Annotated in this window: 30 protein-coding genes and 5 pseudogenes; 20 read left to right on the forward strand and 15 right to left on the reverse strand. The window is 38.4% G+C overall.

Annotated features, from left to right (window positions below):
• Positions 1-164: 164 nt before the first annotated feature.
• The 4 genes from rapI (at position 165) to speE (ending at position 3,296) form a co-directional block, all read left to right on the forward strand.
• A complete protein-coding gene (gene rapI / locus AC0OMU_RS13825) occupies positions 165-1,340 on the forward strand; it encodes a response regulator aspartate phosphatase RapI (RefSeq protein WP_474221879.1) in 1,176 nt (391 codons plus the stop codon).
• Positions 1,297-1,416 (forward strand): phosphatase RapI inhibitor PhrI, encoded by a 120-nt coding sequence (gene phrI, locus AC0OMU_RS13830; RefSeq protein WP_474221881.1) that lies wholly within the window; start codon positions 1,297-1,299, stop codon positions 1,414-1,416. The genes rapI and phrI overlap by 44 nt, the downstream gene beginning before the upstream one ends.
• 84 nt (positions 1,417-1,500) lie before the next feature.
• A complete protein-coding gene (locus AC0OMU_RS13835; RefSeq protein WP_474221882.1) occupies positions 1,501-2,187 on the forward strand; it encodes a hypothetical protein in 687 nt (228 codons plus the stop codon).
• A 278-nt stretch (positions 2,188-2,465) separates the two neighbouring features.
• Positions 2,466-3,296: a polyamine aminopropyltransferase gene (gene speE, locus AC0OMU_RS13840; RefSeq protein ID WP_326229860.1), complete on the forward strand. Its 831-nt coding sequence runs from the start codon at positions 2,466-2,468 to the stop codon at positions 3,294-3,296.
• A 75-nt stretch (positions 3,297-3,371) separates the two neighbouring features.
• Here speE and AC0OMU_RS13845 read toward each other — a convergent pair whose 3' ends face one another.
• Positions 3,372-3,686: a DMT family transporter gene (locus AC0OMU_RS13845; protein WP_333513997.1), complete on the reverse strand. Its 315-nt coding sequence runs from the start codon at positions 3,684-3,686 to the stop codon at positions 3,372-3,374.
• On the reverse strand, positions 3,686-4,030 hold the full coding sequence (locus tag AC0OMU_RS13850) for a DMT family transporter (RefSeq protein WP_333513996.1): 345 nt from the start codon (positions 4,028-4,030) through the stop codon (positions 3,686-3,688). Before AC0OMU_RS13850 ends, AC0OMU_RS13845 begins: the two co-directional genes overlap by 1 nt.
• Positions 4,031-4,177: 147 nt before the next feature.
• On the opposite strand from AC0OMU_RS13850, the gene AC0OMU_RS13855 reads away from it, so the two are divergent.
• Both AC0OMU_RS13855 and speB read left to right on the forward strand, forming a co-directional pair.
• Positions 4,178-5,017 carry a MerR family transcriptional regulator gene (locus AC0OMU_RS13855; protein WP_474222457.1) on the forward strand — a complete coding sequence of 280 codons (840 nt, stop codon included), beginning with the start codon at positions 4,178-4,180 and terminating at the stop codon, positions 5,015-5,017.
• 77 nt (positions 5,018-5,094) lie between these two features.
• Entirely contained in the window at positions 5,095-6,000 is a 906-nt protein-coding gene (speB, locus tag AC0OMU_RS13860; protein ID WP_474221884.1) for an agmatinase, read from the forward strand.
• A 406-nt stretch (positions 6,001-6,406) separates the two neighbouring features.
• Here the strand turns inward: speB and AC0OMU_RS13865 are convergent.
• From AC0OMU_RS13865 to murI (AC0OMU_RS13875), 3 genes and pseudogenes are all read right to left on the reverse strand, one after another.
• Positions 6,407-6,610: pseudogene (locus tag AC0OMU_RS13865) on the reverse strand (tyrosine-type recombinase/integrase); the annotation flags it as partial.
• Positions 6,611-6,902: 292 nt separating this feature from the next.
• Positions 6,903-7,907, reverse strand: a complete 1,005-nt coding sequence (locus tag AC0OMU_RS13870) for an NADPH:quinone oxidoreductase family protein (RefSeq protein WP_474241579.1) — start codon at positions 7,905-7,907, stop codon at positions 6,903-6,905.
• Positions 7,891-8,695: pseudogene (murI, locus tag AC0OMU_RS13875) on the reverse strand (glutamate racemase). The gene AC0OMU_RS13870 and the pseudogene murI (AC0OMU_RS13875) overlap by 17 nt, the downstream one beginning before the upstream one ends.
• A 241-nt stretch (positions 8,696-8,936) precedes the next feature.
• Between murI (AC0OMU_RS13875) and AC0OMU_RS13880 the strand changes: the two are divergent.
• The 5 genes and pseudogenes from AC0OMU_RS13880 to AC0OMU_RS13900 form a co-directional block, all read left to right on the forward strand.
• Positions 8,937-9,509: pseudogene (locus AC0OMU_RS13880) on the forward strand (molybdopterin-dependent oxidoreductase); the annotation flags it as partial.
• 126 nt (positions 9,510-9,635) lie between these two features.
• Positions 9,636-9,950: a hypothetical protein gene (locus AC0OMU_RS13885; protein ID WP_474241581.1), complete on the forward strand. Its 315-nt coding sequence runs from the start codon at positions 9,636-9,638 to the stop codon at positions 9,948-9,950.
• Positions 9,951-10,392: 442 nt separating this feature from the next.
• Positions 10,393-11,189, forward strand: a pseudogene (gene murI, locus AC0OMU_RS13890) (glutamate racemase).
• Between the two features lie 459 nt (positions 11,190-11,648).
• Positions 11,649-12,356 carry a YrpD family protein gene (locus tag AC0OMU_RS13895; protein WP_076458184.1) on the forward strand — a complete coding sequence of 236 codons (708 nt, stop codon included), beginning with the start codon at positions 11,649-11,651 and terminating at the stop codon, positions 12,354-12,356.
• Between the two features lie 582 nt (positions 12,357-12,938).
• Entirely contained in the window at positions 12,939-13,016 is a 78-nt protein-coding gene (locus AC0OMU_RS13900; RefSeq protein WP_072175780.1) for a YjcZ family sporulation protein, read from the forward strand.
• A gap of 275 nt (positions 13,017-13,291) precedes the next feature.
• On the opposite strand, the pseudogene AC0OMU_RS13905 reads toward AC0OMU_RS13900, so the two are convergent.
• The 3 genes and pseudogenes from AC0OMU_RS13905 to sigZ form a co-directional block, all read right to left on the reverse strand.
• Positions 13,292-13,451, reverse strand: a pseudogene (locus AC0OMU_RS13905) (hypothetical protein).
• Between the two features lie 62 nt (positions 13,452-13,513).
• Positions 13,514-14,269, reverse strand: a complete 756-nt coding sequence (locus AC0OMU_RS13910) for a metal-binding protein ZinT (RefSeq protein WP_322839720.1) — start codon at positions 14,267-14,269, stop codon at positions 13,514-13,516.
• A gap of 133 nt (positions 14,270-14,402) precedes the next feature.
• A complete protein-coding gene (gene sigZ, locus AC0OMU_RS13915) occupies positions 14,403-14,933 on the reverse strand; it encodes an RNA polymerase sigma factor SigZ (RefSeq protein ID WP_474241241.1) in 531 nt (176 codons plus the stop codon).
• 135 nt (positions 14,934-15,068) lie between these two features.
• Here sigZ and AC0OMU_RS13920 point away from each other — a divergent pair, with 135 nt between their 5' ends.
• Positions 15,069-16,049, forward strand: a complete 981-nt coding sequence (locus AC0OMU_RS13920; RefSeq protein WP_474241242.1) for an aldo/keto reductase — start codon at positions 15,069-15,071, stop codon at positions 16,047-16,049.
• Positions 16,050-16,207: 158 nt separating this feature from the next.
• Here the strand turns inward: AC0OMU_RS13920 and csn are convergent, their stop codons facing one another.
• On the reverse strand, positions 16,208-17,041 hold the full coding sequence (csn, locus tag AC0OMU_RS13925) for a chitosanase (protein ID WP_047182934.1): 834 nt from the start codon (positions 17,039-17,041) through the stop codon (positions 16,208-16,210).
• 443 nt (positions 17,042-17,484) lie between these two features.
• On the opposite strand from csn, the gene AC0OMU_RS13930 reads away from it, so the two are divergent.
• Positions 17,485-17,748, forward strand: coding sequence for a CD3324 family protein (locus tag AC0OMU_RS13930; RefSeq protein WP_474241243.1), 264 nt, complete (start codon positions 17,485-17,487; stop codon positions 17,746-17,748).
• A 136-nt stretch (positions 17,749-17,884) separates the two neighbouring features.
• Positions 17,885-18,706 carry an alpha/beta hydrolase gene (locus AC0OMU_RS13935; protein WP_474241244.1) on the forward strand — a complete coding sequence of 274 codons (822 nt, stop codon included), beginning with the start codon at positions 17,885-17,887 and terminating at the stop codon, positions 18,704-18,706.
• A 382-nt stretch (positions 18,707-19,088) separates the two neighbouring features.
• Here the strand turns inward: AC0OMU_RS13935 and AC0OMU_RS13940 are convergent, their stop codons facing one another.
• The 4 genes from AC0OMU_RS13940 to AC0OMU_RS13955 all read right to left on the reverse strand — a co-directional run bounded on the left by AC0OMU_RS13940 (position 19,089) and on the right by AC0OMU_RS13955 (position 20,745).
• Positions 19,089-19,445 carry an SH3 domain-containing protein gene (locus AC0OMU_RS13940; RefSeq protein ID WP_004398671.1) on the reverse strand — a complete coding sequence of 119 codons (357 nt, stop codon included), beginning with the start codon at positions 19,443-19,445 and terminating at the stop codon, positions 19,089-19,091.
• Positions 19,446-19,496: 51 nt separating this feature from the next.
• Positions 19,497-19,856 carry an SH3 domain-containing protein gene (locus AC0OMU_RS13945; RefSeq protein WP_119899611.1) on the reverse strand — a complete coding sequence of 120 codons (360 nt, stop codon included), beginning with the start codon at positions 19,854-19,856 and terminating at the stop codon, positions 19,497-19,499.
• Between the two features lie 258 nt (positions 19,857-20,114).
• The gene (locus AC0OMU_RS13950) at positions 20,115-20,216 is read right to left on the reverse strand and encodes a hypothetical protein (RefSeq protein WP_119123071.1); all 102 of its coding nucleotides are present in this window, start codon (positions 20,214-20,216) and stop codon (positions 20,115-20,117) included.
• 142 nt (positions 20,217-20,358) lie between these two features.
• Positions 20,359-20,745, reverse strand: coding sequence for a VOC family protein (locus AC0OMU_RS13955; protein ID WP_004398984.1), 387 nt, complete (start codon positions 20,743-20,745; stop codon positions 20,359-20,361).
• 262 nt (positions 20,746-21,007) lie between these two features.
• On the opposite strand from AC0OMU_RS13955, the gene AC0OMU_RS13960 reads away from it, so the two are divergent.
• Genes AC0OMU_RS13960 through AC0OMU_RS13980 form a run of 5 tightly spaced genes read left to right on the forward strand, consistent with a single transcriptional unit; the run spans position 21,008 to position 23,325 of the window.
• Positions 21,008-21,253, forward strand: coding sequence for a spore coat protein F-like protein YraG (locus tag AC0OMU_RS13960; protein WP_003229845.1), 246 nt, complete (start codon positions 21,008-21,010; stop codon positions 21,251-21,253).
• A 17-nt stretch (positions 21,254-21,270) separates the two neighbouring features.
• Positions 21,271-21,639, forward strand: a complete 369-nt coding sequence (locus tag AC0OMU_RS13965; RefSeq protein ID WP_009967868.1) for a spore coat protein — start codon at positions 21,271-21,273, stop codon at positions 21,637-21,639.
• 18 nt (positions 21,640-21,657) lie between these two features.
• Positions 21,658-22,794, forward strand: a complete 1,137-nt coding sequence (locus tag AC0OMU_RS13970; protein WP_021480189.1) for a zinc-dependent alcohol dehydrogenase — start codon at positions 21,658-21,660, stop codon at positions 22,792-22,794.
• A gap of 18 nt (positions 22,795-22,812) precedes the next feature.
• Complete coding sequence (locus AC0OMU_RS13975; RefSeq protein WP_021480190.1) at positions 22,813-23,010, forward strand: hypothetical protein; 198 nt, start codon at positions 22,813-22,815, stop codon at positions 23,008-23,010.
• A 15-nt stretch (positions 23,011-23,025) separates the two neighbouring features.
• Complete coding sequence (locus AC0OMU_RS13980) at positions 23,026-23,325, forward strand: spore coat protein (RefSeq protein ID WP_003246006.1); 300 nt, start codon at positions 23,026-23,028, stop codon at positions 23,323-23,325.
• Positions 23,326-23,469: 144 nt separating this feature from the next.
• On the opposite strand, the gene AC0OMU_RS13985 is transcribed toward AC0OMU_RS13980, so the two are convergent.
• Positions 23,470-23,751, reverse strand: a complete 282-nt coding sequence (locus AC0OMU_RS13985) for an HPr family phosphocarrier protein (RefSeq protein WP_181219846.1) — start codon at positions 23,749-23,751, stop codon at positions 23,470-23,472.
• Positions 23,752-23,785: 34 nt separating this feature from the next.
• Positions 23,786-24,766 carry an aldo/keto reductase gene (locus AC0OMU_RS13990; protein ID WP_181219849.1) on the reverse strand — a complete coding sequence of 327 codons (981 nt, stop codon included), beginning with the start codon at positions 24,764-24,766 and terminating at the stop codon, positions 23,786-23,788.
• 165 nt (positions 24,767-24,931) lie between these two features.
• Between AC0OMU_RS13990 and AC0OMU_RS13995 the strand changes: the two genes are divergently transcribed.
• Complete coding sequence (locus AC0OMU_RS13995) at positions 24,932-25,834, forward strand: AraC family transcriptional regulator (protein ID WP_181219851.1); 903 nt, start codon at positions 24,932-24,934, stop codon at positions 25,832-25,834.
• Positions 25,835-25,868: the final 34 nt, after the last annotated feature.

Consider the following 25,868-nt stretch of genomic DNA (forward strand, 5'->3'; position numbering starts at 1 on the left):
TGTTGGCGTCAAGTCGCAAAAGTATTGGTGTAACCGCAAAAAAACCGCAAAGGAGTAGATATAATGTACCTTTTTACAATTCATCTTTGTAAATAAAGGGTGTTCTGACATAATACAATTAATGTAAATATTCGAACAATTTATGTAAGGATGGGGGAATTTTCTTGCGGGGTGTTTTCTTAGATAAAGATAAAATTCCGTACGACATAGTCACAAAAAAGTTAAATGATTGGTATACATTAATAAAAGATGATCAAGTTGAGCATGCAGAGATTATAAAAATAGAAGTAGAGAAAGAATTGCTAAACATGGAAGAAAACCAAGATGCCTTGTTATATTATCAGTTATTAGATTTTAGGCACGAGATAATGCTGAGTTATATGAAATCTAAGGAAATAGAAGATCTCAATAATGCTTATGAGACTATAAAAGAAATTGAGAAACAAGGGCAATTAACTGGCATGTTGGAATATTATTTTTACTTTTTTAAGGGTATGTATGAGTTTAGGCGAAAAGAATTAACTTCAGCGATAAGTGCCTATCGAATAGCTGAATCAAAGTTATCGGAAGTTGAGGATGAAATAGAAAAAGCAGAGTTTTTTTTCAAAGTGTCCTATGTATATTATTATATGAAACAAACATATTTCTCCATGAATTATGCAAATCGTGCACTCAAAATATTTAGAGAGTATGAAGAGTATGCGGTACAAACTGTGCGTTGTCAATTTATTGTTGCAGGTAACCTGATCGATTCTTTAGAATACGAAAGAGCCTTGGAACAATTTCTAAATTCTTTGGAAATTGCCAAGGAAAGTAACATAGAGCATTTAATTGCAATGTCACACATGAATATTGGGATTTGTTATGATGAATTGAAAGAATATAAAAAGGCTTCACAACATTTAATTTTAGCGTTAGAAATTTTTGAAAAATCAAAACATAGTTTCCTAACAAAGACTTTATTCACTCTAACCTATGTAGAAGCAAAACAACAAAATTATGATGTTGCTTTGATATACTTTAGGAAAGGGCGATTTATTGCCGATAAAAGTGATGATAAGGAATACTCAGCGAAATTCAAAATATTAGAGGGATTATTTTTTTCTGATGGTGAGACTCAATTAATAAAGAATGCATTTTCATATCTGGCTTCGAGAAAAATGTTTGCTGATGTTGAAAATTTTTCGATTGAAGTCGCTGATTATTTTCATGAACAAGGAAATTTAATGCTCTCTAATGAATATTATCGTATGAGTATTGAAGCAAGACGAAAAATTAAAAAAGGGGAGATTATTGATGAAAATCAGCCGGATTCTATTGGCAGCAGTGATTTTAGGTAGTGTATTTTCAATGACTTATTTGCAAAGTGATCATAATACTGAGATCAAAGTGGCTGCAGATAGGGTAGGGGCATAGAGGTTGCTAAATTAATTAGAAAAAAGCTTAATCTTTTTGATTAAGCTTTTTTATAAAAAAAGATAAGAAAAGAAGGAAAACGAAATGGAATACTCTTTATTAGAAAATGGCATAGATTCATTAAAGAAAGCTAAAATTAACATAGTAGAATTTGAGAAGTATCATAAGGGAAGCAGTTATCACTTTTTAAAAGATGCAATTATATTTCTTAATCATGGAATAGAAATTTTATTGAAATACATATTGTCAAAGCAAAATGAATCGTTAATATTTACTGATATAAATTTATATATGGAAGCAAAAGAAAAGCTAAAGAATGAAAGTAAGGGTAAGAAAAACCCGTTTGAATTTAATAACAAGCGAAACGTTTTTGATGTTGATTTAGGTAACGGCAATAAAAAGAAACAATTGTTTACAATTAATTTGAACGAAGCAATTAAAAGAATTAAGTTTTTACTTGATATAGATATATCAGAAGATGTTGAGACGGCAATAACCCTTATTAATGACTATCGAAATCATATAACACATCATTCAATCATTTTAGATGAACCCAGTGTTAATGAGTTAGTTGAGAAGATAAAATTTTTATATAGTCATATACTTGATTTTTTCCAAGAACATATCACAGAAAGAAACGTAATGAAGGAAGTGGATGCGGAGAGATACCTGTATACAAAGCAAGAATGGGAACAATATCAAAGAGAATTGGAAGATTTTCATTATGAGAGGGCAATGAGTCGTATATCGCTAGATGCTGATGAAATGTAGTGTTAATTGGTCTCAGTAAGGTGCCCAATTTGTGCTCATAATTCATGATAAATGATGAAAATAGGTGTAAATAAAATATATAGATGCTTAGAATAAAGGCTTTTGTAACCCATGATATGTTTTTACTAGGTTGAGGGATTGAGGGGCTATCTAAAGAAGAAAACATACCAAATAATACTGGTATGTTTTTTTATGTTTTTAGTCTTATAATATTGACTTTTGTGTAACACAAAAGATTATACTGAAAAATGATTTTTAACAGAAAAGGGTGGAATCATATGAGTTTATGGTTTACTGAAAAACAAACAGATTCTTTTGGTATAACAGCTAAAGTGAAAAGAACTCTGCATTCAGAAAAAACGGAGTTTCAACAGCTTGATATATTTGAAACAGAAGAATTCGGAAATATGCTCACACTTGATGGAATGGTGATGACTACAGAAAAAGATGAATTTGTATATCACGAAATGATGGTACATGTTCCGTTATTTACTCATCCAAATCCAAGAAAAATCCTTGTAGTCGGAGGAGGGGATGGTGGTGTCATTCGTGAAATATTGAAACACCCATCAGTTACTAGTGTAGTTCAAGTAGAAATAGACAGTAAAGTAGTTGAGTACTCTAAAAAATATCTTTCAGGGTTTGCTGAGAATATAGCTGATACGCGTTTTGATTTGCGAATTGAAGATGGTTATATGCATATTCTTGAAAGTGAAAATGAATATGATGTAATTCTAGTCGATTCAACTGAACCGGTTGGACCAGCTGCTAATTTATTCACGAAAGGTTTTTATGCCGGTATATCAAAAGCATTGAAAGATGATGGCATATTAGTTGCTCAATCTGATAATCCATGGTTTAAAGGTGATCTCATTCAAACGGTTATCAAAGATGTAAAAGAGATTTTCCCTATTACTAAATTATACACTTGTAATATACCCACTTATCCAAGTGGTTTATGGACTTTTACTATGGGCTCAAAAAAGCATGATCCTTTAAATATTGATAAAGATAGATTTTATGACACTGGAAGCAAATATTATACAAAGGAAATTCATAACGCAGCGTTTGTTTTGCCTAAGTTTGTAAGTGATTTATGTAATGATTAAATCTAAAAACACTTAAACAGTGATTAAAAAAGGCATACTGTAACAAGTATGCCTTTTTTAAATGAAAATTTTAGACTAAGAAAGCAGTTTTAACCCAATAGCCGCACATAAAATCATTGAGATGAAGAGGATTCTCCGCCATTCTTTAGGTTCACCGTATATAAACATCCCGACTAATGCGGCTCCAACTGTCCCGATGCCAGTCCAGATAGCGTAAGCGGTACCCATAGGGATACTAGTCATAGCTTGTGAAAGGAAGAAGAAGCTTAATGTGAATGCTACAATGAGGACACATATGGATTTAATATCTTTCCGGATGACAAAGCGATTAATCCCGGAAACTCCAATAACTTCACATAAGCCGGCTAATATTAAAAGCAACCAAGCCATTATTCATGTCCTCCTTCCGGCTCTGTTGAGTCTTTAGTTATGAGTTTCAATCCAATTACTCCTGCCAGAAGCAATAAGATTAATAATATTTTTATGAGTTGAAAAGGTTCTCCAAATAAGAGCATTTCAGCTGTAACAGTACCAGCCGTACCTATTCCAGTAAATACTGCATATACAGTGCCTACTGGTAATTTATTTGAGGCAATAATTAATAGCCAGAAACTTAAAACGATTGCTACAATCGTTAATATCCATTCAATCAAATTTGTTGAATGTTTTAACCCAGACACCCAGCCGATCTCCAAAATTCCGGCAACTAATACATAGAACCAATTGCGATTCATAACGATCCTCCTTAGATATTTAATTAAAGATTTACTTAAGATCAAGTTATATCAAGATAACTGTTATTAACATAACCCTTTGTGTAACAAAAAAGTCAAGAAAGTCTGAACATATCATGATGAACAATAAAAGAAGGTGAAAAGACATTGTTAAAAGAGCTTTTATCAATTAGTGAGATGGCTAAATTAAGAAGAATAACTGCTGAAACGTTAAGACATTATGATCGTGTTGGGCTATTTAAACCTGCATATATTGACCCGAATACGGGTTATCGTTTTTATTCGATTTATCAATATGAGGTTCTTGGGACAATAAAAGAATTGCGTCAAATTGGTATGACTCTTGAAGAGATCAAAATTTTTTTAACAGAAAGAAATACGGAAAAATCAATCAGAATCCTAAAAGAAAAACATAAAGCATTGCAAAGAAATATAAAAGAATTAATCGATCTAGAAAAAAGTATAAATGAAAAGATAGAAAATTTTCACAGGGTATCTGAGGAAGGGGTGTTCCCGGGGATAAAAATCTATTCCTTAGAAGAACGGTTTTTCATTACGAAAAACACGAAAATATCAAATGATTTAGAACTAAGTTATGGGGTTATTGAAATTGAGAATCTGATGCTGGAGAAAGCACCACTTGTCGCAAGTAATCGTTTAGGGGTTTTAATTGAAGAGGAGGATCTTCTTTCAAATCATTATTCAGCGCCGACAACTTTAATTGCTAGAACCAATCATATAAAAGATATCCCTGAGGAATATGTGATTCGTATACCAAAGGGGGAATTTGTGTGTTTAAGACACTACGGAGAAATATGGGATAGAACGGATAGTTTAACCCAATTGATAGCCTTCATCAAAGAACAGGATTACAAACTTGCTGGGAATGCACTTCAAATGGTTCAAGTGGATATTTCAATAACAGATGAGCCGAATGAAGCTATGTTTGAAATTCAAATTCCTGTAGTGAAACATAAAAAACGTTAGTTAAAGTTGTATGGTTGACATTTGGGTCGCACAAGAGTTTATGCTATCAGCATATTAGCAAAGGAGGGATTTATATAATGGAAAAGAAACAATTTTTAGCGTACTCAGGCCTTCCGACTTTTTGGAGAACTCCACAAACAAGAGATGTAACAAACGTAGATATAGCGGTTATGGGGGTCCCTTTTGATGTAGGTGTTTCAAATCGTCCAGGCGCTCGATTTGGACCAAGATCTATTCGTCAGATGTCATTGCATGCGGGGAATTTTCTTTATCCTTATAAGTATGATGTCAAAGAAAAGTTGAACATTATTGATTACGGCGATGTTGGAGCAAATATCGGTGAAAATTCTACAAAATTAATGATTGACGAAACTTATTCTCATGCTTCTAAGATATTAAAGTCAGGAGCGAAATTACTAACATTAGGCGGAGATCATACTATCCCTTATGGTTTGGTTCGAGCTGCCTATGAGAAGCATGGTAAGATTGCGCTTCTTCATTTTGATAGTCATCAAGATTCTCTGTCTGGAAATGATGGTGAAATATTTCATGGTACATTTGCAAATGATATAGCGGAAATTGGTTATGTTGATGCTTTGAAATCAGTACAAGTGTTTATTAGGACCAATATGCCGAATGATCAAAATTATAATATCATATACGCAAATGAAGCCTTGGAAATGTCTACAGAAGAGTTAGCACAAAAAATTAAGAGCATTATTGGAAATATGCCTGTCTATATAACGTTTGATATAGATTCACTTGACCCAAGTGTTGCACCCGGTACAGGGACACCTGTTGTTGGTGGACCGGATACTTACAATATAAGACGGTTACTGCAGGAATTAGCTGGGTTAAATGTCGTTGCGGCTGATCTTGTGGAAGTCTCTCCAATGTATGATGCTGGCGAGGTCACATCATTAGCAGCTGCGACAATTGCCACTGATTTGATATATTTACTAGCGCAAAATATTAAAAGATAAATAGAATTAAAACATCTTAAGGCTGTTTTTCGATTTCTGGTCAGGAGCAAGTATAATAAGATGTTTAAAAAGTTTACTCTTAAAAGCTCATCGTGGGAAGTGCATAACAACCAATTATTCAGCGGTTTAATTATCCTAAAAACAGTGCCCAATTTGTGCCCAGAATTCATAAAAAATGATGAAAATAGGTGTAAACAAAATAAACAGATGCTTTGGTTAAAAGCTTTTGTAACCCATGATAGGTTTTTACTAGGTTGAGGGCCTAGTGGGTGAATAACCCGTGGAGGTTCAAGTCCTCTCGGCCGCATCCCAATAATACCAAGGGTTTAACCACCTTTGGTATTATTTTTTTATGCGGAAAATACGGCTATGGGAGAAGACTTGCTCACCAAAACTCACCAGTTACTTAAAGTAAGTCATCCAAACGGTCGGCAGTTTCCTTCTGTTTATTAGGAAAAAGATGTCCGTAAGTATTCATTGTGAAAGAAACGGAACTATGCCCTAATCGTTCTTTTATTACTAAATAATCTTCCCCTTGATGGATAAGTAAGGCTACATGTGAATGCCTCAAATCATGGAAGCGGATAGGATCAACATTTCCTCTTTGACAAAATAGTCTCTTAACATTTACTCATTTTGTAGATGGAGACAGTACTCCAAATGGTGGTTTCAAAATTGCCGCAGATCGAGTTGGTGCATAAAGAGGAAGGTGATTAAACCTTCCTTTTTTATTTGGATTGATTGCTAATCTTGTGACTAAAAAAGATATAAACCGGTATAAATGGATGTTATGAATGTCTTCAGATACTTGAAATAACGGACTTTTCTTATTGATATACTTCGGCGGAATAACTTTACAAGATTGATTGTTCGAAAAAAAAGAAGGCCTAATTCTTTGCATATTAATCGCGTTCTACCAAATTCACAATAATTCTTCCTCTTGCTTCGCCTCTTAGTAAGGTAGGAAGAACATCTGGTAATTGATCAAGTGTTACTTCATTATGAACGAATTTTTCTAAATTTGCTGGTTTCAGTTCGCCCGCTAGGCGTTCCCACGTTTTTTGTCTAGTTTCCATTGGACAATAAACAGAATCTATTCCTAACAAATTCACTCCACGTAGTATGAATGGAAATACTGTGGTTGGAAGCGTTGTACCGGCTGTTAACCCACTAACAGCCACTGCACCTCCGTACTGAATTTGGCTAAGTATTGATGCTAGAGGTTCTCCGCCTACAGGATCGACAGCAGCTGCCCATTTTTGTTTTTGCAATGGTTTTAAGGTGCCGTTATATACTTCATTCCGATGAATGACAGTTTTAGCGCCCAGTTCTCTCAGATAACTGCTTTCTTTTTCTTTCCCTGTACTTGCTTCAACATGATAGCCGCCTGCTGAGAGCATAGACACAGCAAAACTACCGACTCCGCCTGTCGCTCCTGTAACAAGTACCTTACCCTTTTTAGGTGTAACATGGTTTTCTTCAAGGCGCTGTACGGATAATGCTGCAGTAAAGCCAGCAGTACCAATAATCATCGCATCTTTTAAAGTAAGACCCTCAGGAAGGGGGACGATCCAATCAGCAGGAATACGAGCGTATTCACTATAGCCTCCAAAATGGGAAACACCTATTTCGTAGCTAGTAGCAATTACTTTGTCTCCTACTTTGAAACGGTCATCTTCTGAAGAAACGACCACTCCAGATAAATCAATACCAGGAACAAATGGATAGGTTGATACAATTTTCCCTTCAGGAATGGCAGCAAGACTATCTTTATAATTTACACTGGAATAACAAACACGAATTAATACTTCTCCCTTGTGTAAGTCAGAAGAAGTTAACTGTTGGACATTTACTGAAAAATTATGATTTGCATTGTTTATAACCAGAGCCTTAAATTCCATGGCCAACATGACTCCTTTGATTTCCATCTAATATTTCAAACAAATTTTTATACTTTGATATGATTTCTTGGTCCTCGATTTTATGACCAGAACGATAAAAGGTGATTGAACCCGATCCTTCACCAAGCTGGTTATGATCTGCAAGAATTTTCTTCAACTGTCTTGCAGTACCGATACTGCCTGAAATAATATCAACATTTATACCAAACAATTTTTCAAAACTTTTTTTAAAAAACGGAAAATGAGTACAACCTAACACAACGGTCCCGTATTGTTTTAAATCAAAAGAAGACAGCTCGGTCTTTAGATATTTAATGACCTTGTATTCACTAAAATCAAAGTTCTCAGCAAATTCAACTAGTCCTGGAAGAGCTAAGCAATCAACAAGGTCATGGTGATCAATTTCTTTGACTAGATTATGAAATTTCTTTTCTTTGAGCGTCAAGTTAGTAGCAACTACGAGAACTCTTTTTCTTTCGTCTTCACAGTTTTTTATAGCGGGCTTAACAGCAGGTTCGATTCCGATTATCGGAAAATCGAAATTTTCCCGAAGATTCTCTATCGCAATGCTAGTAGCTGTATTACATGCAATAACGAGAGCTTTGATATTTTGACTGGCCATAAATTCAAACTGCATTAAAAATATATTCTCTAACTTCTATCTTTGATTTTTCACCGTATGGAACGTTTAAAGTGTCTGCATAAAAAATGTAATCTTCATAAGGAAGAACTTTTATGGCCTCATATAATACAGACATTCCACCTATTCCGGAATCAAAAAATCCTATTTTCATAACTTTTCACGCTTTCTATCTCATTCTTTTTTTATCATATGACTTCATATCATCTTAATCAAACGAAAAAGAACCATTTTAATATTCGAATTTAATATGGGAGATATCTATTTTTCGAATAGGATAGTTTTAATTCAATATGTTACCTTAGAGCAAAACTTCAGAAGGGAGAGATAGGGTGGAAATGTTTAAAAAATGTTGGTGGTGTAATATGGTGAAGTCATCAAAATCGAATCAACCAATGAAGTTTTCAGGTTTTGGGCTCATTCAAAATCAAGATAAAGACAGCCTTTCGAGAAAAATTACTAGGGAAGCGGATTTATTCAAAGTATGGCATCTTGGTATTCCTGATATTAATAATCGTGAATGGATGCTAAGTATCAACGGAATGGTTGATAGACCGAATCAATTCAGTTTGGAAGATTTAAAAGCATTTCCACAAACATCTGTAATGGCGTTTCATGAGTGTGCAGGAAATCCCCTTAATCCAAAAGTGCCGCAACGGAGAGTTGGAAACGTTGTTTGGAAAGGAGTCAGACTCACAGATTTATTAAGTGTGGTAGGTGTAAAAGAAGAGGCATGCTATGTTATCTCAAAAGGTATTGATCAAGGAGTTTACAACCAAGAATACTATTCAGAATACGAGAAAGATCTCCCCCTAGCAAAGGCGTTAAATCCAAATGTATTAATAGCTTTGGAAATTAACAATGAGCCGTTAACTGTAGAGAGAGGAGGTCCTGTTCGACTTGTTGTTCCCGGCTATTATGGAACTAATTCCACAAAATGGCTGACTCATTTGACTGTTTCAGACTCCCGAAGCAACAGTGCTTTCACTACCAAATATTATGTTGACCGGGAAGTAGTAGATGGACAACTAAAAGAGTCACCGGTATGGACTGTTAGCCCAAACAGTATTATTGTACATCCGCAGAATGGACAATTGGTTGAACTTGAAGAGATTGATATTTTCGGTTGGACATGGGCAGAAAATCCAATTGTATCAGTTGAAGTATCTACTGATGGAGGAGAGAATTGGAAAGAAGCCAAGGTTGAAGGCCGTAAGAGTGTAGAGTGGCAGAAATTCTCTTTCCGTTGGTACCCGAAATCTGTAGGTGAATATTTAATATTTGTGAGAGCGATTGACTCTTTAGGAAATAGTCAGCCTTTAACTTCAAGACGCAACCAAGTGTCTAGGGCAATGATCTTCGTTCAAAATTCTTTGGATGAGGAAAATCTACATCCTAATATCGACTAGGTTTAACGATTCAGAGTGCAAAATCACGAAGAAAAAAGCAAACTACATATCGAAGTTTGCTTTTTTGCTGCTATATCAACAATGAAATGCATCGGCGCACCTCATTGATAGAGCAAAAAGCAAACTTCGACAGGCAGTTTGCTTTTTTTTTTGTAATTTCATCCTCTGACTCTGGAAATCTCAATACTCCTACATTTTCAAAGCTAATTGATTCGGGTTATCAATCATCCCACTGATACGATGCGATCTTAATGATTTCACCACAACCACAATACATCACCAACATTTCGATCTTATCTCCTCTTCTCAAGTTTTGCTATCTATTCGAAAAATCGATAGCTCCCATATTACATTCGAATAGTAAAATGGTTGTTTTTCGTTTGATTCAGATGATATAAAGTCATATGATAAAAAAAGAATGAGACAGAAAGCGTGAGAAGTGATGAAAATAGGATTTTTTGATTCTGGAATTGGTGGCATGACTGTATTGTATGAGGCCATAAAAGTTCTTCCTTATGAAGATTACATTTTTTATTCAGATACGTTAAACGTTCCATACGGTGAAAAATCAAAGGGTAAAGTGAAAGAATATATTTTCAATGCAGCTGAATTCCTGGCCAGTCAAAATATCAAAGCTCTTGTTATTGCGTGTAATACAGCTACTAGCATTGCGATAGAGGATCTTCGGAGAAACTTCGACTTTCCGATAATCGGAATCGAACCCGCTGTAAAGCCTGCTATAAATAAATGTACAGAGGAAAGAAAAAGAGTTCTCGTAGTTGCTACTAATTTGACGCTTAAAGAAGAGAAATTTCATAATCTAGTTAAAGAAATTGATCACATGACCTTGTTGATTGCTTAGCTCTTCCAGGACTAGTTGAATTTGCTGAGAACTTTGATTTTAGTGAAGACAAAATCATTAAATATCTAAAGAACGAACTATCTTCTTTTGATTTGAAACAATACGGAACGATTGTGTTAGGATGCACTCATTTTCCGTTTTTCAAAAACAGTTTTGAAAAACTGTTTGGGATAAAAGTTGATATTATTTCAGGCAGTGTCGGTACTGCAAAACAGTTGAAAAAAGTTCTTGCAGATCGTAATCAGCTTGGTAAAGGATCGGGCTCAATCACCTTTTTCAATTCTGGCCATAAAATTGTAGACCAAGAAGTCATATCAAAGTACAAAAGATTGTTTGAAATATTAGATGAAACTCAAAAGAGTCATGTTGGACATTGAATGTAAGGGGCTCTGGTTATAAACAATTTTTCAGTAAATTTACAAAAGAGAGAAGTATGAATTCTCGGGTTTGTTATCCAATGTAAATGAAAAAGACAATCTCCTGAAGAAAAACATGAACTAAGAAGCGGGCTTAAAAAGCCCACTTTTTTTCTAACAAACAATTGAGTTATACACACATATCTGATTACAGTGTTTTCGCTCTTTCCCCTCTTATTTCTACCCCATCTCTAGGCTTTTCTATTTCAATAAAGCACAAGTATCGATTGAAAAGTTATCGTAACATGTACACTTCACGGGACATTTTTCGAGATTGCGAATCGACCGTTTGCCAGATACACAAAGTCATAATGTGTAAATTCTGTGTCTATTTTCATGTTTATTATGGAATTATTTTCATAATGTTTTATAATACAAGATGATAACGCTTTCTAATTATAATGATAGGGGGAAATAATGATGATAAAAAAAGGACTGCTTGCGGGTGCGCTTACGGCAACTGTGCTTTTTGGCACATGTGCAGTAGATGTGCCGGGTATTATTAGTCCAAAAACCGCAGAAGCTGCATCACAGCTAACTGATGGAATCGGCGGAAGGGCTTACTTGAACAGCACTGGTGCAATTTTTGTTACAAAAATCCAGCTTCCTAGCTCCATTCAGGTTTCAAATGGGACAGCCTATATCTACTCTGGCTTTAGCGGAGGCACAGAATCCGATATCGGGTTTCAGTACAGTGATAAATATAATGTATGGAAACCATATATGAAAGTTGGTTCAAAAGGGCAGGATCAGGTTCAGTACCTCGAAGGAGGAAGCCAATTCACGAATACGAAAGGCTTCCGTCCCGGCAGCACCGTACAACTTACCATCTACAAAAACCTTAACGGCAATACCCGCGCTACATACTGGGGCACGAACAATGCGGGATACAACGGCCGTCTCATTTCAGAAATCAGCAAAACAAATGTCGGCTCCATCTCCAAATGGAAAGCGCTCGCTACAGTTGCTACAACAGGGTCACGCCAATCTATCAAATCAAACTTTTCAACATCTTTTACAAACATCACCATCGACAACAAAGCAATAACACCTGTAATTGATACACAAGACTTCGCTAAAGTAACAGTCTCAGGCAACAGTGTCAGTTTATCCGTTGTGAAAAATTAAAACATGTTAAACATAAAATGCGTTAGGCTATTGAGAAGCTCTCGATAGTCTTAAAGGGGGCTTAACATGCCCCTTTTTTCATTTCAATTTAACTTTCAGTTAGCTTCGGTACATGCCGTCTATCTCCGTCTTTTATCTGGGTAAAGTAAGGAGCAGCTCGCCCCTTCTGAACCTGTTCCATTTGCTCAACGCAAAAGGTGTGCATCACTGTCTTAAAAATGTTAAAACAAATGGCAGATGGTGCACTTTATTATTAGATGAGGCATGCTTACGCTCGATATGCAAGTCAAATGATTAAGGGTCTGCAAGAGAGAGAAGTTTTGGGTGTAATTCCATAAAAGAGGGATGTCTTCATATAGCTCGATTGCATCAGGAAGATTAGCCAGCGATTGGCCGAGAACAACACATCACTTTGAAACGGATTCATTCCAAAATGATAAGTATGATCCCATAACTAATATAGATCAGTTAGCAGTCCAGCCTTAGGCTAAAAAATATTTTTACATCAATTAAACTAGTATCACTATCGAATAAGCTCGATCTGCATATCATGTACTATCCTCTTTTAAGGAAGGTGATGTTATGAGGTCATTTCCATTAATTGTAGTTCTATTCATCCTATTAATCATCGTTGGGACATCTTTCTTTGGTGGCTATTAAGAACACACCTTACCTCATATCCATCAGACGCCATAAGAAATCTTTATGGCGTCTGTTTTTTATTAGATTTTTTAAACAAAACCATTAAAGTGGGGCCATGCAAACACACCTATGAAGATTACTGCCGCGACTTGTGAGGGAAATGTTCTTCTCTTTATGGACTATTGTCGATCAAAAGAGAAAGTTGAAATACCTTTTTATGGTGAGATGAATCATATAAAAGACCGCAAAGCTTTCTTGAAGAAGCTTTGCGGTCTTTGGGTCTCTTTTTTGCTTTATATAAGCCTATAGATTTCAAGCGGAATCCACTGCCATACATCCAATGATTTTATTTTGAAATAGGTTTCTTCTACTCTTCATGTGGGATGAACTCAAGGTATGCACGTCACAATAATGTGGCGGATCCTGAATGGTCTCAATCAGTTTTTTCCCCATTCTATCAATTCTCCACAGAAAAAATGGCTATGGCAGAACAACTTTAATAGAGTAATCATCATTTAATGAGCCATCATCTCATGGGCAATATCGTGTCCATCCATTTTTGACGGGTAGTAGGTAGGCCAGTTTTTGACTTCATCAAGTAAAGCTTCACGGTCGTCCCCCCAATAGAGATGGTAATGACTAGCTTTAGTCGGGTAAATACTATGATCACTAAACTGAATATACTGAGGCAGCCCTTCTGCTTTTTTAGCTAGTTTGAATATGTATCTTACCCCTCTATTGCCCGCATCATAGGTTAGAATTTCGTATCCGTCATACGTATACTTACCAGAATATTCTTTTCCATTTTTGAAGAACGTTACAGTATCTTTCTGGATTACAATACGGTCAACATCTGTTTGATAGCCTTTTTTATAATACTCTTTATATTCTTCAGCTGTCTTGCCGCCTTCGTATTCTGATTTATATGAAAACACTTCGTCAAGAGTACCATCTTGCAGGTATGGATATACAGATTGCCAATCTCCTTCCCAATCAGAAAGTAAGCGATCCTTTACTTGGCTGTTTTTAAAATAGCCTTCATATATTTTTTCTGTTTCTTCATCATGCGCATGACTATGATCGTGAGAATGTTCGTGTGTATGACTGTCAGATGTTTGCTCTTGCGTTTTGGAAGAGTCTTCTTCAACTGCTGAGGATGATGTTGTTTGATTAGACTCACCTGCAGAAGAACCGGAAGTCTGACATCCTGCCAAAACTAGTAATGAACCAATCGTTAATATGCCTAGCGGCTTTGAAAATAAAATGTTCATTCCAACACTCCTTTTTTATTAAATCGAAAACGTTACGATTTATATTATACATACATCTCTTACAAACATCAAAGGGAAAATGCTCTTCATGCGGATGGCCTATTTTAAAGGAATAACTGACTTTGTTCATCAGTTATTCCTTTAAAATACGAAAGTCTACGATATTTCCATATCGATCCGCTTCAATATGACAGCACCCCTCAAGCAGCTGTTTTAATTTTCTCCGTCCGCGTTGTACCCTTGATTTTGCTCCCGAGTAAGAAATGCCGAGCTTTTCACTCAACTCTTTTTGTGATAACCCCTGGAATTCAGTTAACTCGAGAGCCTCTCGATACTTTTCAGGCAACCGTTTGATGGTCGATCGAATACACACAGCTGCTTCCTTGGTGAAATTTTCTTCCTCTGCACTGTCATTAAAATGTAGAACATCAGGCAATATTTCGCTTGTTTTTTTTGTACGGTAAAAATCAATAATCGTATTTCTAGTGATCCGATAAATCCAGCTGTCGATCTTTTGTTCATCGATCAGATTTGGGAGATGCACTTGTATTTTCATAAATACGATTTGCAAGAGATCATCAACGTTAGATTGATCGTTAACCCTATGTGAAATATATATTTTTAACGGCTGATGAAATTGATCCCATAGATCCTCTATATTCATTTGAAAAAACCTCCTATAATTTTGCGTCTGTTTTACATTTGCTTCGTCTTTTTAATCGTAACAAAGAGCGAAACAATTGTTGAATCAACTGTATTGCAGCTGTTGCAAAAAATAATGATAAAGGAGAGGTTTGTTGTGGAGTATACCTATTTAGGGAGAACAGGATTGCGGGTGAGCCGTTTATGTTTAGGCACGATGAATTTTGGAGTTGATACAGACGAAAAGACTGCGTTCCGTATCATGGATGAAGCGCTTGATAACGGCATTCAATTTTTTGATACTGCCAATATTTACGGCTGGGGCGAAAACGCAGGATTGACAGAGAGCATCATTGGAAAATGGTTTGCACAAGGAGGACAGCGCCGCGAGAAAGTTGTTCTGGCGACAAAAGTATATGAACCGATTTCTGATCCGAATGACGGACCAAATGATATGAGGGGCTTGTCTCTATACAAAATCAGACGTCATCTGGAAGGATCACTGAAGCGGCTTCAGACAGATCATATCGAATTGTACCAAATGCATCATATCGATAGGCGGACACCGTGGGATGAGATATGGGAAGCTTTTGAGACTCAGGTTCGCTCCGGCAAAGTAGACTATATTGGATCCAGTAACTTTGCAGGCTGGCATTTAGTTAAAGCGCAAGCTGAAGCTGAAAAACGGCGATTCATGGGACTCGTCACTGAACAGCACAAGTATAGTTTATTAGAACGAACAGCTGAGATGGAAGTGCTGCCGGCTGCACGGGATCTTGGTTTAGGAGTAGTGGCGTGGAGTCCCCTTGCAGGAGGGCTTCTTGGCGGGAAGGCATTGAAAAGCAATGCCGGAACTCGTACAGCAAAAAGAGCAGATTTAATTGAAAAACATCGTTTGCAACTCGAGAAATTTTCAGATTTATGCAAAGAACTAGGAGAAAAAGAAGCAAATGTGGCTTTGGCATGGGTGCTGGCGAATCCAGTTTTAACTGCGCCGATCATTGGACCACGAACGGTTGAGCAGCTGCGTGATACGATAAAAGCCGTTGAAATCAGTCTGGATAAGGAGATTCTCCGCATGTTAAATGATATCTTTCCCGGACCTGGAGGAGAGACACCTGAGGCATACGCCTGGTGATACATTCATTACTCAATACTGACATTTTTCTTATATATTTATACTGAACTATCATATTAGGAAAGACAAGAGCTTGTTTGTCTCTTGTCTTTTCCGCATCATGCTGAAAATGCTGGCTAAACATCGACAAAAATGCTGCCGTTTTATTCATTTAATGCTTATTTGATTACGAAATTACCGTACTCGTTTGAACGAACATGAATTGGTCCGTTTAGATTATAGTTGTTCTCCTTGGCGATAGAGCGAAGCACGTCCACACGGGCAACTGATTCTCTCCATTCGTCACGGGTGTCATGATTGGCCGGATTCATCAGATCGTCATAGCGTACGTCCAAGAATTTATTTAACCACTTCTTCTCGTCTATTCCGTCTTTAGGTGATCCGCCCGCTTTTTTGTTCGTACGTTTAATCAAGGCATAAAAAGAGTCAGGGTCATCACCATCGCCATGCTGAATAACCGTATCGTACATCACAGCTCTTGCCAATGCTGTTTTTAGTCCGGCATTATCCGATCGTTTCATGGCAGGCTGATAATACAAACGGTCATTTACTTTGTCTTGGGCGGCGCGAAATTCCTTATCATTCGCAAGCGACTTCCAGGCAGAAGCGAATCCCTTGAGATTGCTTGTATCATCGCTTTCTTCCTTGGCCAGACGGCGCAATTCAGGCAGATACTTTTTCAGTTTGTTATTCGGAACTGCCTTTGTGTATACTTCCACTACTTCCAATGCATCCCCGGTAGCCGTTGTAAAGCCTGCCCGTCCGCATGTATAGCCTCGCCCGTCATCCAATCGCTCTACATATCCATATTGGATCTCCGTTGTGCCGTTTTCAAAGATACTTGTCAGCTGTTCCGCCCGGCGCTTTTGATCTTTATTCAGTCCCGCCGCAAAAACCGTTTCGCTCATCATCAGGGTAAAAAACATGGTGAAAACAAGTAATGAGATCGCTGTCTTTTTCCAAAAATCTGCTGTTTGCATACTGATTTTCATTGCACTTCCCCTTTCTAAATATTGTAAATACAGACTCAGTATACATGAAGAGACTGCCCTATTGTTGAAAATACATCAATTTGTCAATATTTTGAATCTAAAGTAATATAGCTTGAATCTTACTCTTTTGATTGCCAATCAGCCTTAGCCCCTCTCACTTGGAAGGTCCCTTGATTTTCATACTGCTTCAACTTTAATTAACAAGATGCCATAAGGCTTTACTCTATTTTATAATGGAAATGATCATCGAAAATCGTTAGGGAGGTGATGTAAATGGCAAGCAAGATGAGAATGCCAGATTCCGCAACGTCCCATGCAAAGCCTATTATTGGGAAGGCGATACTTTGCATGGGGTAGACTTTCTAAAAGATCGCCCAAGTAAGCTTTTCTGATATAGTGGCTTTGCACCTTATTTGACATAAAAAAATAAGGAGCTGGCAGAAATGGCATATGTAAAAGCAACCGCTATTTTACCTGAAAAGCTGATATCGGAAATTCAAAAGTATGTTCAAGGAAAAACAATATATATCCCTAAACCTGAATCCTCTCATCAAAAATGGGGTGCGTGTTCAGGAACAAGAAAGCTGATCGATGACAGAAACGCTTCTATTAAAAAAGCATTTAAAAACGGCAAAACCATTCATAATTTATCTTATGAATATCACCTCTCTATTGAAACAATAAAAAAAATTGTCTACTCTAAATAAACAAAACGGAAGCACTGATGAAAAATAATCAGTGCTTTTTATATGGCGAGTTTGTTTCTTAGTTATTTCCTGCATATGATACCATTGGCCAATTGTGTAAAGTTAAGGGAGATGAGAAGAAAGGAAGGTCCTACAAATGACGATAAACAATGGAACGTTGCAAGTACCCGGCGCGAACATCCACTATCAGGTGCGTGGCTCAGGTCCCATCATTCTTTTGGTTCATGGCGGAGGCGGTGATGCCGACAAGTTCCATCAAGTTGCCAATCATCTGGCTAACTGGTACTCGGTTGTTACTTACGATCGCCGCGGCCATTCCCGCAGCAATCTCGCCAATCAGATTGAGGATTACCGTGTGGAAACACACAGTGACGATGCTCACCGTCTTCTAGCCAAAATCACCAATAAGCCGGCATACGTATTTGGAAGCAGCTCCGGGGCTGTTATCGGGCTTGATCTGTGCATACGCCATCCCGAACAAGTACATGTCATGATCCCACACGAACCAATCTTATTGCAGCTTCTGCATGGAAATGAGCTGAAACAAGCCGAGCAATTCATGGAAGACCTTAAGAAAAATCATCGAAGTGAAGTCATTAAGTTAATGTCAAGATTAGAGACAGACGAACAATCAAAGGCTGTGCTGACAAAGCGGCTTCTCGGCAATTCAACGTATTTCACTGAGTATGAAATTCAAGAAATTCTCAGCTATACATTAGATTTCGAAGCATTAAAAACTGTGTTTACATCTTCACCGATAAAGGTACTCCCAGCTGGCGGAAGTGCTTCTCGGGAGCTTTTTCCTTATCGTTGCGCGAACGCCCTAGCGGAACTATTGGAAACAGAATTGGTTGAATTCCCCGGAAATCATACGGGGTACACAATGTACCATAAAGAATTTTCTGAGAGGTTACACGACATGTTAGAAAAAGAAAAGAAACATACGTGTTCAAAATAGGACAGGTAAAACTAACTATAGAATTAGAGAAGATTTCACGAAGCGTAAAAAGAACTTTTCACTAACGAGAACGCAATGTGAGATGTTTAACCAAAGTGATATTAGGAATTTCATCGAAAAATAGGTTTGTACATTACGTTCTCCTATTGATTATTTCCTATCTTAATTCCGTATTTTATACCATTAGATACAACTCTAAAGCGGCTCGTTATGTTGTCCTCAACAACAACCAGTGTCTAACATCATGAATCTCTTTTGAAAATCACCACAAATGCAGGTATGGAAGACTTCATCGCAACAAAAACCATACCAACTATTGTTGTTGGTATGGTTCGTCCTAGATAGGCCCTTAAGAAGAGATTCTATTGTACGGAGTATTTAGCTAATTGCATTTGTAACCGACAGGGCCGTCTGAACCTGTGTACACATATGTGTCAGAAACATATCCAATATTCACGACACCCCGGGAATCTTTCCACTGGATTTGGTCCCAGATATTACTCGTTCCATACTTCCCTGTAACAGTCGTTCCATAAGCGTAACAATAATAAGGAACACGGGAGCCGCTCGGAATGGAAAGCATAATAGGATAATTTGTACCAGGACCGCTGCGCATATTGACAGGCGCACCGCTGCTTGTTGAGACAGTAAAGTACTGAACGGCAAGTGCCTGACTGGAAAAAATGAATAAAGATGCAATCATAACGGTTAACATACTCAGCATTTTCAGTTTAGTCAATGTCATCCCTCTTTCTTCAATTCCTTCATTTTAAGAAACAATAGAACAATGCTACCAGCTGCATTTAGGAACAACCGGACCGTCTGAGCCTGTATACATATATGTATCAGAGACAAATCCAGGAACGATCTCCCCGCTGGCAAGCGTCCGCTCTGTGTAATTCCAAATATTACTCGTTCCATACTTTCCAGTTACAGTTGTACCGGTTTTGTAGCAATAGATCGGGATGCGGGTTCCACTCGGAATGGTCGTTACAATTCCCCAACTTGTACCTGGGCCGCTGCGCATATTGACAGGAGCACCGCTGCTTGTTGAAACCGTATAATACTGAGCTGCAAGTGCATGGCTAGAAAAAATGAACAAAGATGCAATCATCACCGTTAGCATACTTAGCCTCTTTAACTTATTCACCTTATACCCTCCCCTTATAAATGCCGTACGTTTGACTTTCTTACATCCAGTTAAGGATTTACTTTCAGATACCATGCCCCCTCCCCTCCCATATATTTATCAATGTACCATAAACTAGATCTTTCAAAAGTGGAATTATTCCTATGTTTTCGACAATTAAGGATACAAAATAAATGGTATTCAGGCTTGATATTGATGGTGTGTTCAATTTGGCTCTTAATCATTTGCACGATTGACAATCCGGAAAAAGGACATGGATCAAGCGGCTTCGTTTCCACCAATTAACTCAATCAGTGTACTGCTTCCTTGTATCCACGCTTCTTCTCGATTCATAGATACTCCACCTTTTTCACCAATCAAAAACGGACACCATACAAATCAGCGTAAATGCTGCAAGTTCAGTGTCCGCAACCTATTATGACTTTGCTTTCTTTTACCAGGGCGTATAAAAATGATGAGGTACGTTATCAAACGTTATTCTATGATTTTGCGAGTCGAAAAATCATAACATTTTATATATTTCAATCAGATTATGATCTGGATCTCTGAAGTGAGCAACTCGGGCACTCCATTCCTTGCGATCATGCGGTTTATTCTCACATTTAACTCCTTTTTCGTGTAAATCGTCATACGTTTTATCAACATCTTCTACCTTAAACTGAAGCAAAAATTTTGATTGAGCTTCTCCTTCCAAGGACTTTTTTTCCTCTCCAACGATTTCAGCCATCGTTTCTCGAGATAAAAGCTCTATTTTCGTTTCCCCATTATCAAAGAGTGCATATTCCATTTCATTCTCTAACCAACTTATTGGAAGTCCTAATGAATCTTTATAAAACTCGACGCTTTTCTTAAAATCATTCACCAACAGTCTAATTTGTAACAGCTTCATATCGAGTGCCTCCTATAAAACCATACTTTTACTGGTCATCCAATTTAATGATACCAAAGAAACCTGACAGCACTATGTCAAGTTTCCATAAATAAATTTCCATACTTCACCCTTATTTCAGATTTAAGTGCAGTTTAGTCCATGTCATAAGAACGAGCAAAAACAGCGATTCTTAAAACAAAAAATGATACCGAGTGTATTTTCTGTATGCTTCAACTTCATTTCGGGAAATGTAACGTTGATAAAAGGAGGTTACATCAATATGGATCATCAAACATTGGCAGCTCATGAGGCTGTTGACTTACATGAAATCGTGAACTTTAAAACACTTTGTATAGCGAAATCAAAGTTAATGCAAGGGCTTGTGTTTGACCAAGAACTGAAGGACTTGATGGAAAAAGATGTACAGCAATCCATTCAAGACCTTACTGAATTACAAGCGGTTTATGAGCGTGCCTCATTTCAGGCCCCTGTCCCTCAAAGCCGCCCAACGCCAATCATCAATTGAAAGGAAGGTAAGCCTCTTTGAATAATGATCATTTAGACCCCATTAATTCGCTGAATGTGCCTGAACTAGCAGACACTACATTCGCGATGGATTTTCTTATACGAGCTAAGGAAGGCGTAAGGAATACTGCTGTAGCTTTGACAGAAACCGCTTCACCAGATGTAAGAGCACTGCTTCGGAAACAGCTGATGCAAGGAATTGCGATGCACCAAGAGATTACGGAACTGATGATCAGCAAAAAGTGGTTCCATCCATATGAGCTGAGCGAACAGTATAAGCTGGATCAGCTCTCTGCAAAAAACACGATCATGGTCGGCAATATGAACCTCTTTCCTGATGAAACAAATCGCAAAGGGATGTTTGACCGGACACCTGATGAACACTAACACTGGAGGTTTTACAGCATGAAGGCAGTAACGTATCAAGGCATTAAAAATGTTGTTGTCAAAGATGTCCCCGATCCAAAGATTGAAAAATCCGATGACATGATTATCAAAGTCACCAGTACAGCCATTTGCGGATCAGATTTACACTTAATCCATGGATTGATTCCTAATCTCCATGAAGACTATGTCATCGGCCATGAACCGATGGGAATTGTTGAAGAAGTTGGGCCAGGGGTTACAAAGGTCAAAAAAGGTGACCGCGTCATTATCCCTTTTACGATCGCCTGCGGTGAATGTTTTTTTTGTAAAAACCAGCTGGAAAGCCAATGTGATCAGTCTAATGACAATGGGGAAATGGGTGCTTATTTCGGCTATTCAGGGCAAACTGGCGGTTATCCAGGCGGGCAAGCGGAATATTTAAGAGTGCCGTTTGCGAATTTTACCCATTTTAAAATCCCTGAATCTTGTGAGGAACCCGATGAGAAATTAAGCGTGATTGCCGATGCCATGACCACCGGCTTTTGGAGTGTGGATAATGCCGGCGTAAAAAAAGGCGATACAGTTATCGTTCTCGGCTGCGGACCAGTCGGCCTGTTTGCTCAAAAGTTTTGTTGGCTAAAAGGCGCAAAACGCGTCATAGCAGTTGACTATGTAAACTATCGCTTACAGCATGCGAAACGTACAAACAAAGTAGAAATCGTTAATTTTGAAGACCATGAGAATACAGGGAATTATTTAAAGGAAATCACGAAAGGCGGAGCGGATGTAGTCATTGACGCTGTTGGGATGGATGGTAAAATGAGCGATCTCGAGTTCCTTGCCAGCGGATTAAAACTTCATGGCGGAACAATGAGTGCATTGGTCATTGCCTCTCAAGCTGTTCGCAAAGGAGGAACCATACAAATTACAGGTGTGTACGGAGGCAGATATAACGGTTTTCCGTTAGGAGATATTATGCAGCGAAACGTCAATATACGCTCTGGCCAGGCTCCGGTGATCCACTATATGCCGTACATGTTTGAACTAGTATCGACAGGCAAAATTGATCCGGGAGATGTTGTCAGCCATGTCCTGCCGCTTAGTGAAGCCAAGCATGGCTATGACATTTTTGATTCAAAAATGGATGATTGTATCAAAGTTGTGTTAAAGCCTTAAAAAACGGAGGTTACAGAAATGGAATACGCCTTACACGAAGTGCTTGAGGTTCAGGAAATGACTTCATTTAAGACACTTTGTTTGACGAAATCTAAAACAATGAAAGCACTGGTATCTGATCCGAAGCTGAAAGAAATCATGCAGCAAGATGTTGATATCACCACACGCCAGCTGCAGGAATTTGCCTCTATTTTATCTAATGCAAAGCACGAATGAGGAGATGAATAAATCATGAATCCTATCATAGAATATCTGACTGGCATGAATGTTCTAACAGACCAAATCATTGCTATGGACTTATTAATTTCAGCAAAAAACGGAGTCAGAAATTATGCGATGGCAGCCACTGAAGCCGGAACGCCTGAAGTAAAAGAAGTCCTTATCCGCCATTTGGAAGAAGCACTCGATATGCACGAACAACTCTCGAGCTATATGATGGAAAAAGGCTGGTACCATCCTTGGAACCCTGACGAACAAGTCAAGCTGAATTTAAAAAATATTGATACAGCCATTCAATTGCCAACCCTTTAACATACAATGACTGATTTGCTGAGGAACAGTATTGATTGGCCACAACTGTTCTTCAGCTTCTGTATGTTAAGAAAAAGCTGAATAGAAGTGAGGGCGACTATGAGGAATCATAATAATTCCTCCGCTTCTCCTTCTCCGCCCGATTCATGAGCTGTCTATGAACCCGCTTTTTCTCATCTGATCTTCAATCGCTTGCAAGGCCTGTTCCTCGTCAATCCCTTCAGCTCTGATTTGAATGTGAGTACCAGGTGTAATGCCTAATGACATCACATCAATAAGGGACTTTGGCGGATTTTTCAGATGAACGCATTTCTTCTGATGTAGAAGAAATACGTGAGAATGAAACTTGCAGGCTGCACGAACCAGCAAGGTTGCTGCACGGGCAAACCCTGTAATTGCAATAATTGTATACTGTTTTTCAATCATGCTCCCATGCTCCTTATCCCCATAGTAACGGCATTTAATGGTGGCCGACTATCGGATGGGGTACATATGGTTCTTCCAAAAGCGCGATGTCTTCAGATGTTAACTTAACAGATAGAGCTCTGACAGCATTTTCGAGATGGGACATTTTCGTAGCTCCAATAATAGGAGCTGTTACTGGTTTCTTCTGCAGCAGCCAAGCAAGCGCGATATGGGTTCGGGAAACTCCGTGTTTTTCTGCGATTGCCGCAAGCCGCTCCACGACCAGCCGGTCAGCATCAGCAGTCGCATCGTATTTGGATTTCTGGATTTGATCGGTTTCGGAGCGATGCGTTGTTTCAGACCATTCACGTGTCAATCTTCCAGATGCGAGCGGGCTGTACGGGGTCACTCCAATTTTTTCTTCTTTGCAAAGCGGCAGCATTTCCCTCTCCTCTTCTCGGTATATCAGGTTTAAGTGATTCTGCATCGACACAAATTTGGTCCATCCATTCTTCTCTGCAACATGTAACGCCTTCTGGAACTGCCACGCATACATCGCAGAAGCGCCAATATACCTTGCCTTCCCGGCCTTCACCACATCATGCAATGCTTCCATCGTTTCTTCAATGGGTGTATGGTAATCCCAGCGGTGGATGATGTAAAGGTCTACATAGTCTGTTCCCAGTCTCTTAAGACTTTTATCAATTTCACTCATGATCGCCTTTCGTGAGAGGCCGGCACCATTTGGGCCCTCATGCATTCGCTGATGAACCTTCGTTGCAAGCACGATTTCATCTCGATTGGCATAATCCTTTAACGCTCTGCCAAGTATTTCTTCACTTGCTCCCATTGAATACACATTCGCCGTATCAAAAAAATTGATGCCAAGCTCAAGCGCTTTTTTGATGATGGGGCGGCTCTTTTCTTCATCGAGTACCCATTGATGAACCCACTTTTCTGCTGCACCAAAGCTCATACACCCCAGACAAAGCCTGGAGACTTCTAAACCGGAATGTCCAAGTTTTACATAATCCATTTCTTGAGTCCCCTCTTTCCTTTTATCTGCTTCTCATTATGCAATGAATGCAAAAGCAGCCGTTATCCCATTTGTATCAAATGATTGCCTAATCCTCTCACAGCCAATGACACTACTTGCAAACAAGCATTATAATGAAAAATATCAAGTGAAGGAGAGCGACGTATGTCTGTACGAATAGCCCAACAACAGGAAGAGCTGACCGAACTCATTGAACGTTATTCATGCCGGGACGGTGTTCACAAGACTGCTGTTCCGTCTTTATTTTTCATCCGTGAATCTCATGCTTCCGAACCGGTTTATAGCGTTTACAAGCCATCATTTTGTGTGATCGTTCAAGGTGAAAAAGAAGTATTACTTGCAAAGGAGCGCATGAGGTACAGTCCTGCTGATTACCTTGTCGCATCTGTTAACTTGCCGGTTGCCGGGCGAGTGATAAAAGCCTCATGTGATGAGCCTTATTTGGCCCTTAAGCTAGAATTTACTCCGAGCCAAGTCTTAGAGGTTTTAAGTGATTCTGACTTTCAAGCAGGGCCGAAAAAACACACGGAGAGGGCTATGTTTGTCAGTAAAATAGAGCCAGCTTTGCTGGATGCAGTTCTCAGGTTAGCCTTTTTGCTGGACACCCCGAAAGACATCTCGGTACTTGCCCCTATATTTACAAAGGAAATTCTCTATAGGGTTCTGCAAGGGCCGCACGGACGAACTCTGGAGCAAATTGCGATTGAGGGGAGCTATACCTATCGAATCAAAGATGTCATCGAACACATCATGAGGGAATTTGACCGGCCCCTTCGAACTGAGGAACTTGCAGATATAGTGAATATGAGTGTTTCCTCCCTGCACAGGCACTTTAAAGCTGTGACGGCTATGAGCCCGATTCAGTTCCAAAAACAGCTGAGACTGCAGGAAGCCAGACGCCTGTTATTAACGAAGTCAACAGATGCCGCAGATGCTGCATTCCGGGTCGGCTATGAAAGTCCATCACAATTCAGCCGTGAATACTCCCGCATGTTTGGTTTTCCGCCTAAAGAAGATATTAAACGGCTGAGGGGAAAATCTGACTAAATGAGCAACGGGAATTTATATTTTTTAAAGACCA

The organism is Bacillus sp. FAU18 (assembly GCF_056033885.1).

Excerpts from the sequence above, each read along its gene's own strand:
- sigZ (WP_474241241.1), bottom strand. The coding sequence starts at position 14,933 with ATGAATATAGAGGATCTATGGGATCAATTTCATCAGCCGTTAAAAATA.
- AC0OMU_RS13850 (WP_333513996.1), bottom strand. The coding sequence starts at position 4,030 with ATGAATCGCAATTGGTTCTATGTATTAGTTGCCGGAATTTTGGAGATC.
- AC0OMU_RS13845 (WP_333513997.1), bottom strand. The coding sequence starts at position 3,686 with ATGGCTTGGTTGCTTTTAATATTAGCCGGCTTATGTGAAGTTATTGGA.
- AC0OMU_RS13900 (WP_072175780.1), top strand. The coding sequence starts at position 12,939 with ATGAGGTCATTTCCATTAATTGTAGTTCTATTCATCCTATTAATCATC.
- AC0OMU_RS13935 (WP_474241244.1), top strand. The coding sequence starts at position 17,885 with ATGACGATAAACAATGGAACGTTGCAAGTACCCGGCGCGAACATCCAC.
- speB (WP_474221884.1), top strand. The coding sequence starts at position 5,095 with ATGGAAAAGAAACAATTTTTAGCGTACTCAGGCCTTCCGACTTTTTGG.
- AC0OMU_RS13995 (WP_181219851.1), top strand. The coding sequence starts at position 24,932 with ATGTCTGTACGAATAGCCCAACAACAGGAAGAGCTGACCGAACTCATT.
- AC0OMU_RS13975 (WP_021480190.1), top strand. The coding sequence starts at position 22,813 with ATGGAATACGCCTTACACGAAGTGCTTGAGGTTCAGGAAATGACTTCA.
- AC0OMU_RS13980 (WP_003246006.1), top strand. The coding sequence starts at position 23,026 with ATGAATCCTATCATAGAATATCTGACTGGCATGAATGTTCTAACAGAC.
- AC0OMU_RS13990 (WP_181219849.1), bottom strand. The coding sequence starts at position 24,766 with ATGGATTATGTAAAACTTGGACATTCCGGTTTAGAAGTCTCCAGGCTT.
- AC0OMU_RS13895 (WP_076458184.1), top strand. The coding sequence starts at position 11,649 with ATGATAAAAAAAGGACTGCTTGCGGGTGCGCTTACGGCAACTGTGCTT.
- phrI (WP_474221881.1), top strand. The coding sequence starts at position 1,297 with ATGAAAATCAGCCGGATTCTATTGGCAGCAGTGATTTTAGGTAGTGTA.
- AC0OMU_RS13835 (WP_474221882.1), top strand. The coding sequence starts at position 1,501 with ATGGAATACTCTTTATTAGAAAATGGCATAGATTCATTAAAGAAAGCT.
- AC0OMU_RS13955 (WP_004398984.1), bottom strand. The coding sequence starts at position 20,745 with ATGAAGCTGTTACAAATTAGACTGTTGGTGAATGATTTTAAGAAAAGC.
- AC0OMU_RS13970 (WP_021480189.1), top strand. The coding sequence starts at position 21,658 with ATGAAGGCAGTAACGTATCAAGGCATTAAAAATGTTGTTGTCAAAGAT.
- AC0OMU_RS13985 (WP_181219846.1), bottom strand. The coding sequence starts at position 23,751 with ATGATTGAAAAACAGTATACAATTATTGCAATTACAGGGTTTGCCCGT.
- AC0OMU_RS13960 (WP_003229845.1), top strand. The coding sequence starts at position 21,008 with ATGGATCATCAAACATTGGCAGCTCATGAGGCTGTTGACTTACATGAA.
- AC0OMU_RS13930 (WP_474241243.1), top strand. The coding sequence starts at position 17,485 with ATGGCATATGTAAAAGCAACCGCTATTTTACCTGAAAAGCTGATATCG.
- speE (WP_326229860.1), top strand. The coding sequence starts at position 2,466 with ATGAGTTTATGGTTTACTGAAAAACAAACAGATTCTTTTGGTATAACA.
- csn (WP_047182934.1), bottom strand. The coding sequence starts at position 17,041 with ATGAAAATCAGTATGCAAACAGCAGATTTTTGGAAAAAGACAGCGATC.
- AC0OMU_RS13910 (WP_322839720.1), bottom strand. The coding sequence starts at position 14,269 with ATGAACATTTTATTTTCAAAGCCGCTAGGCATATTAACGATTGGTTCA.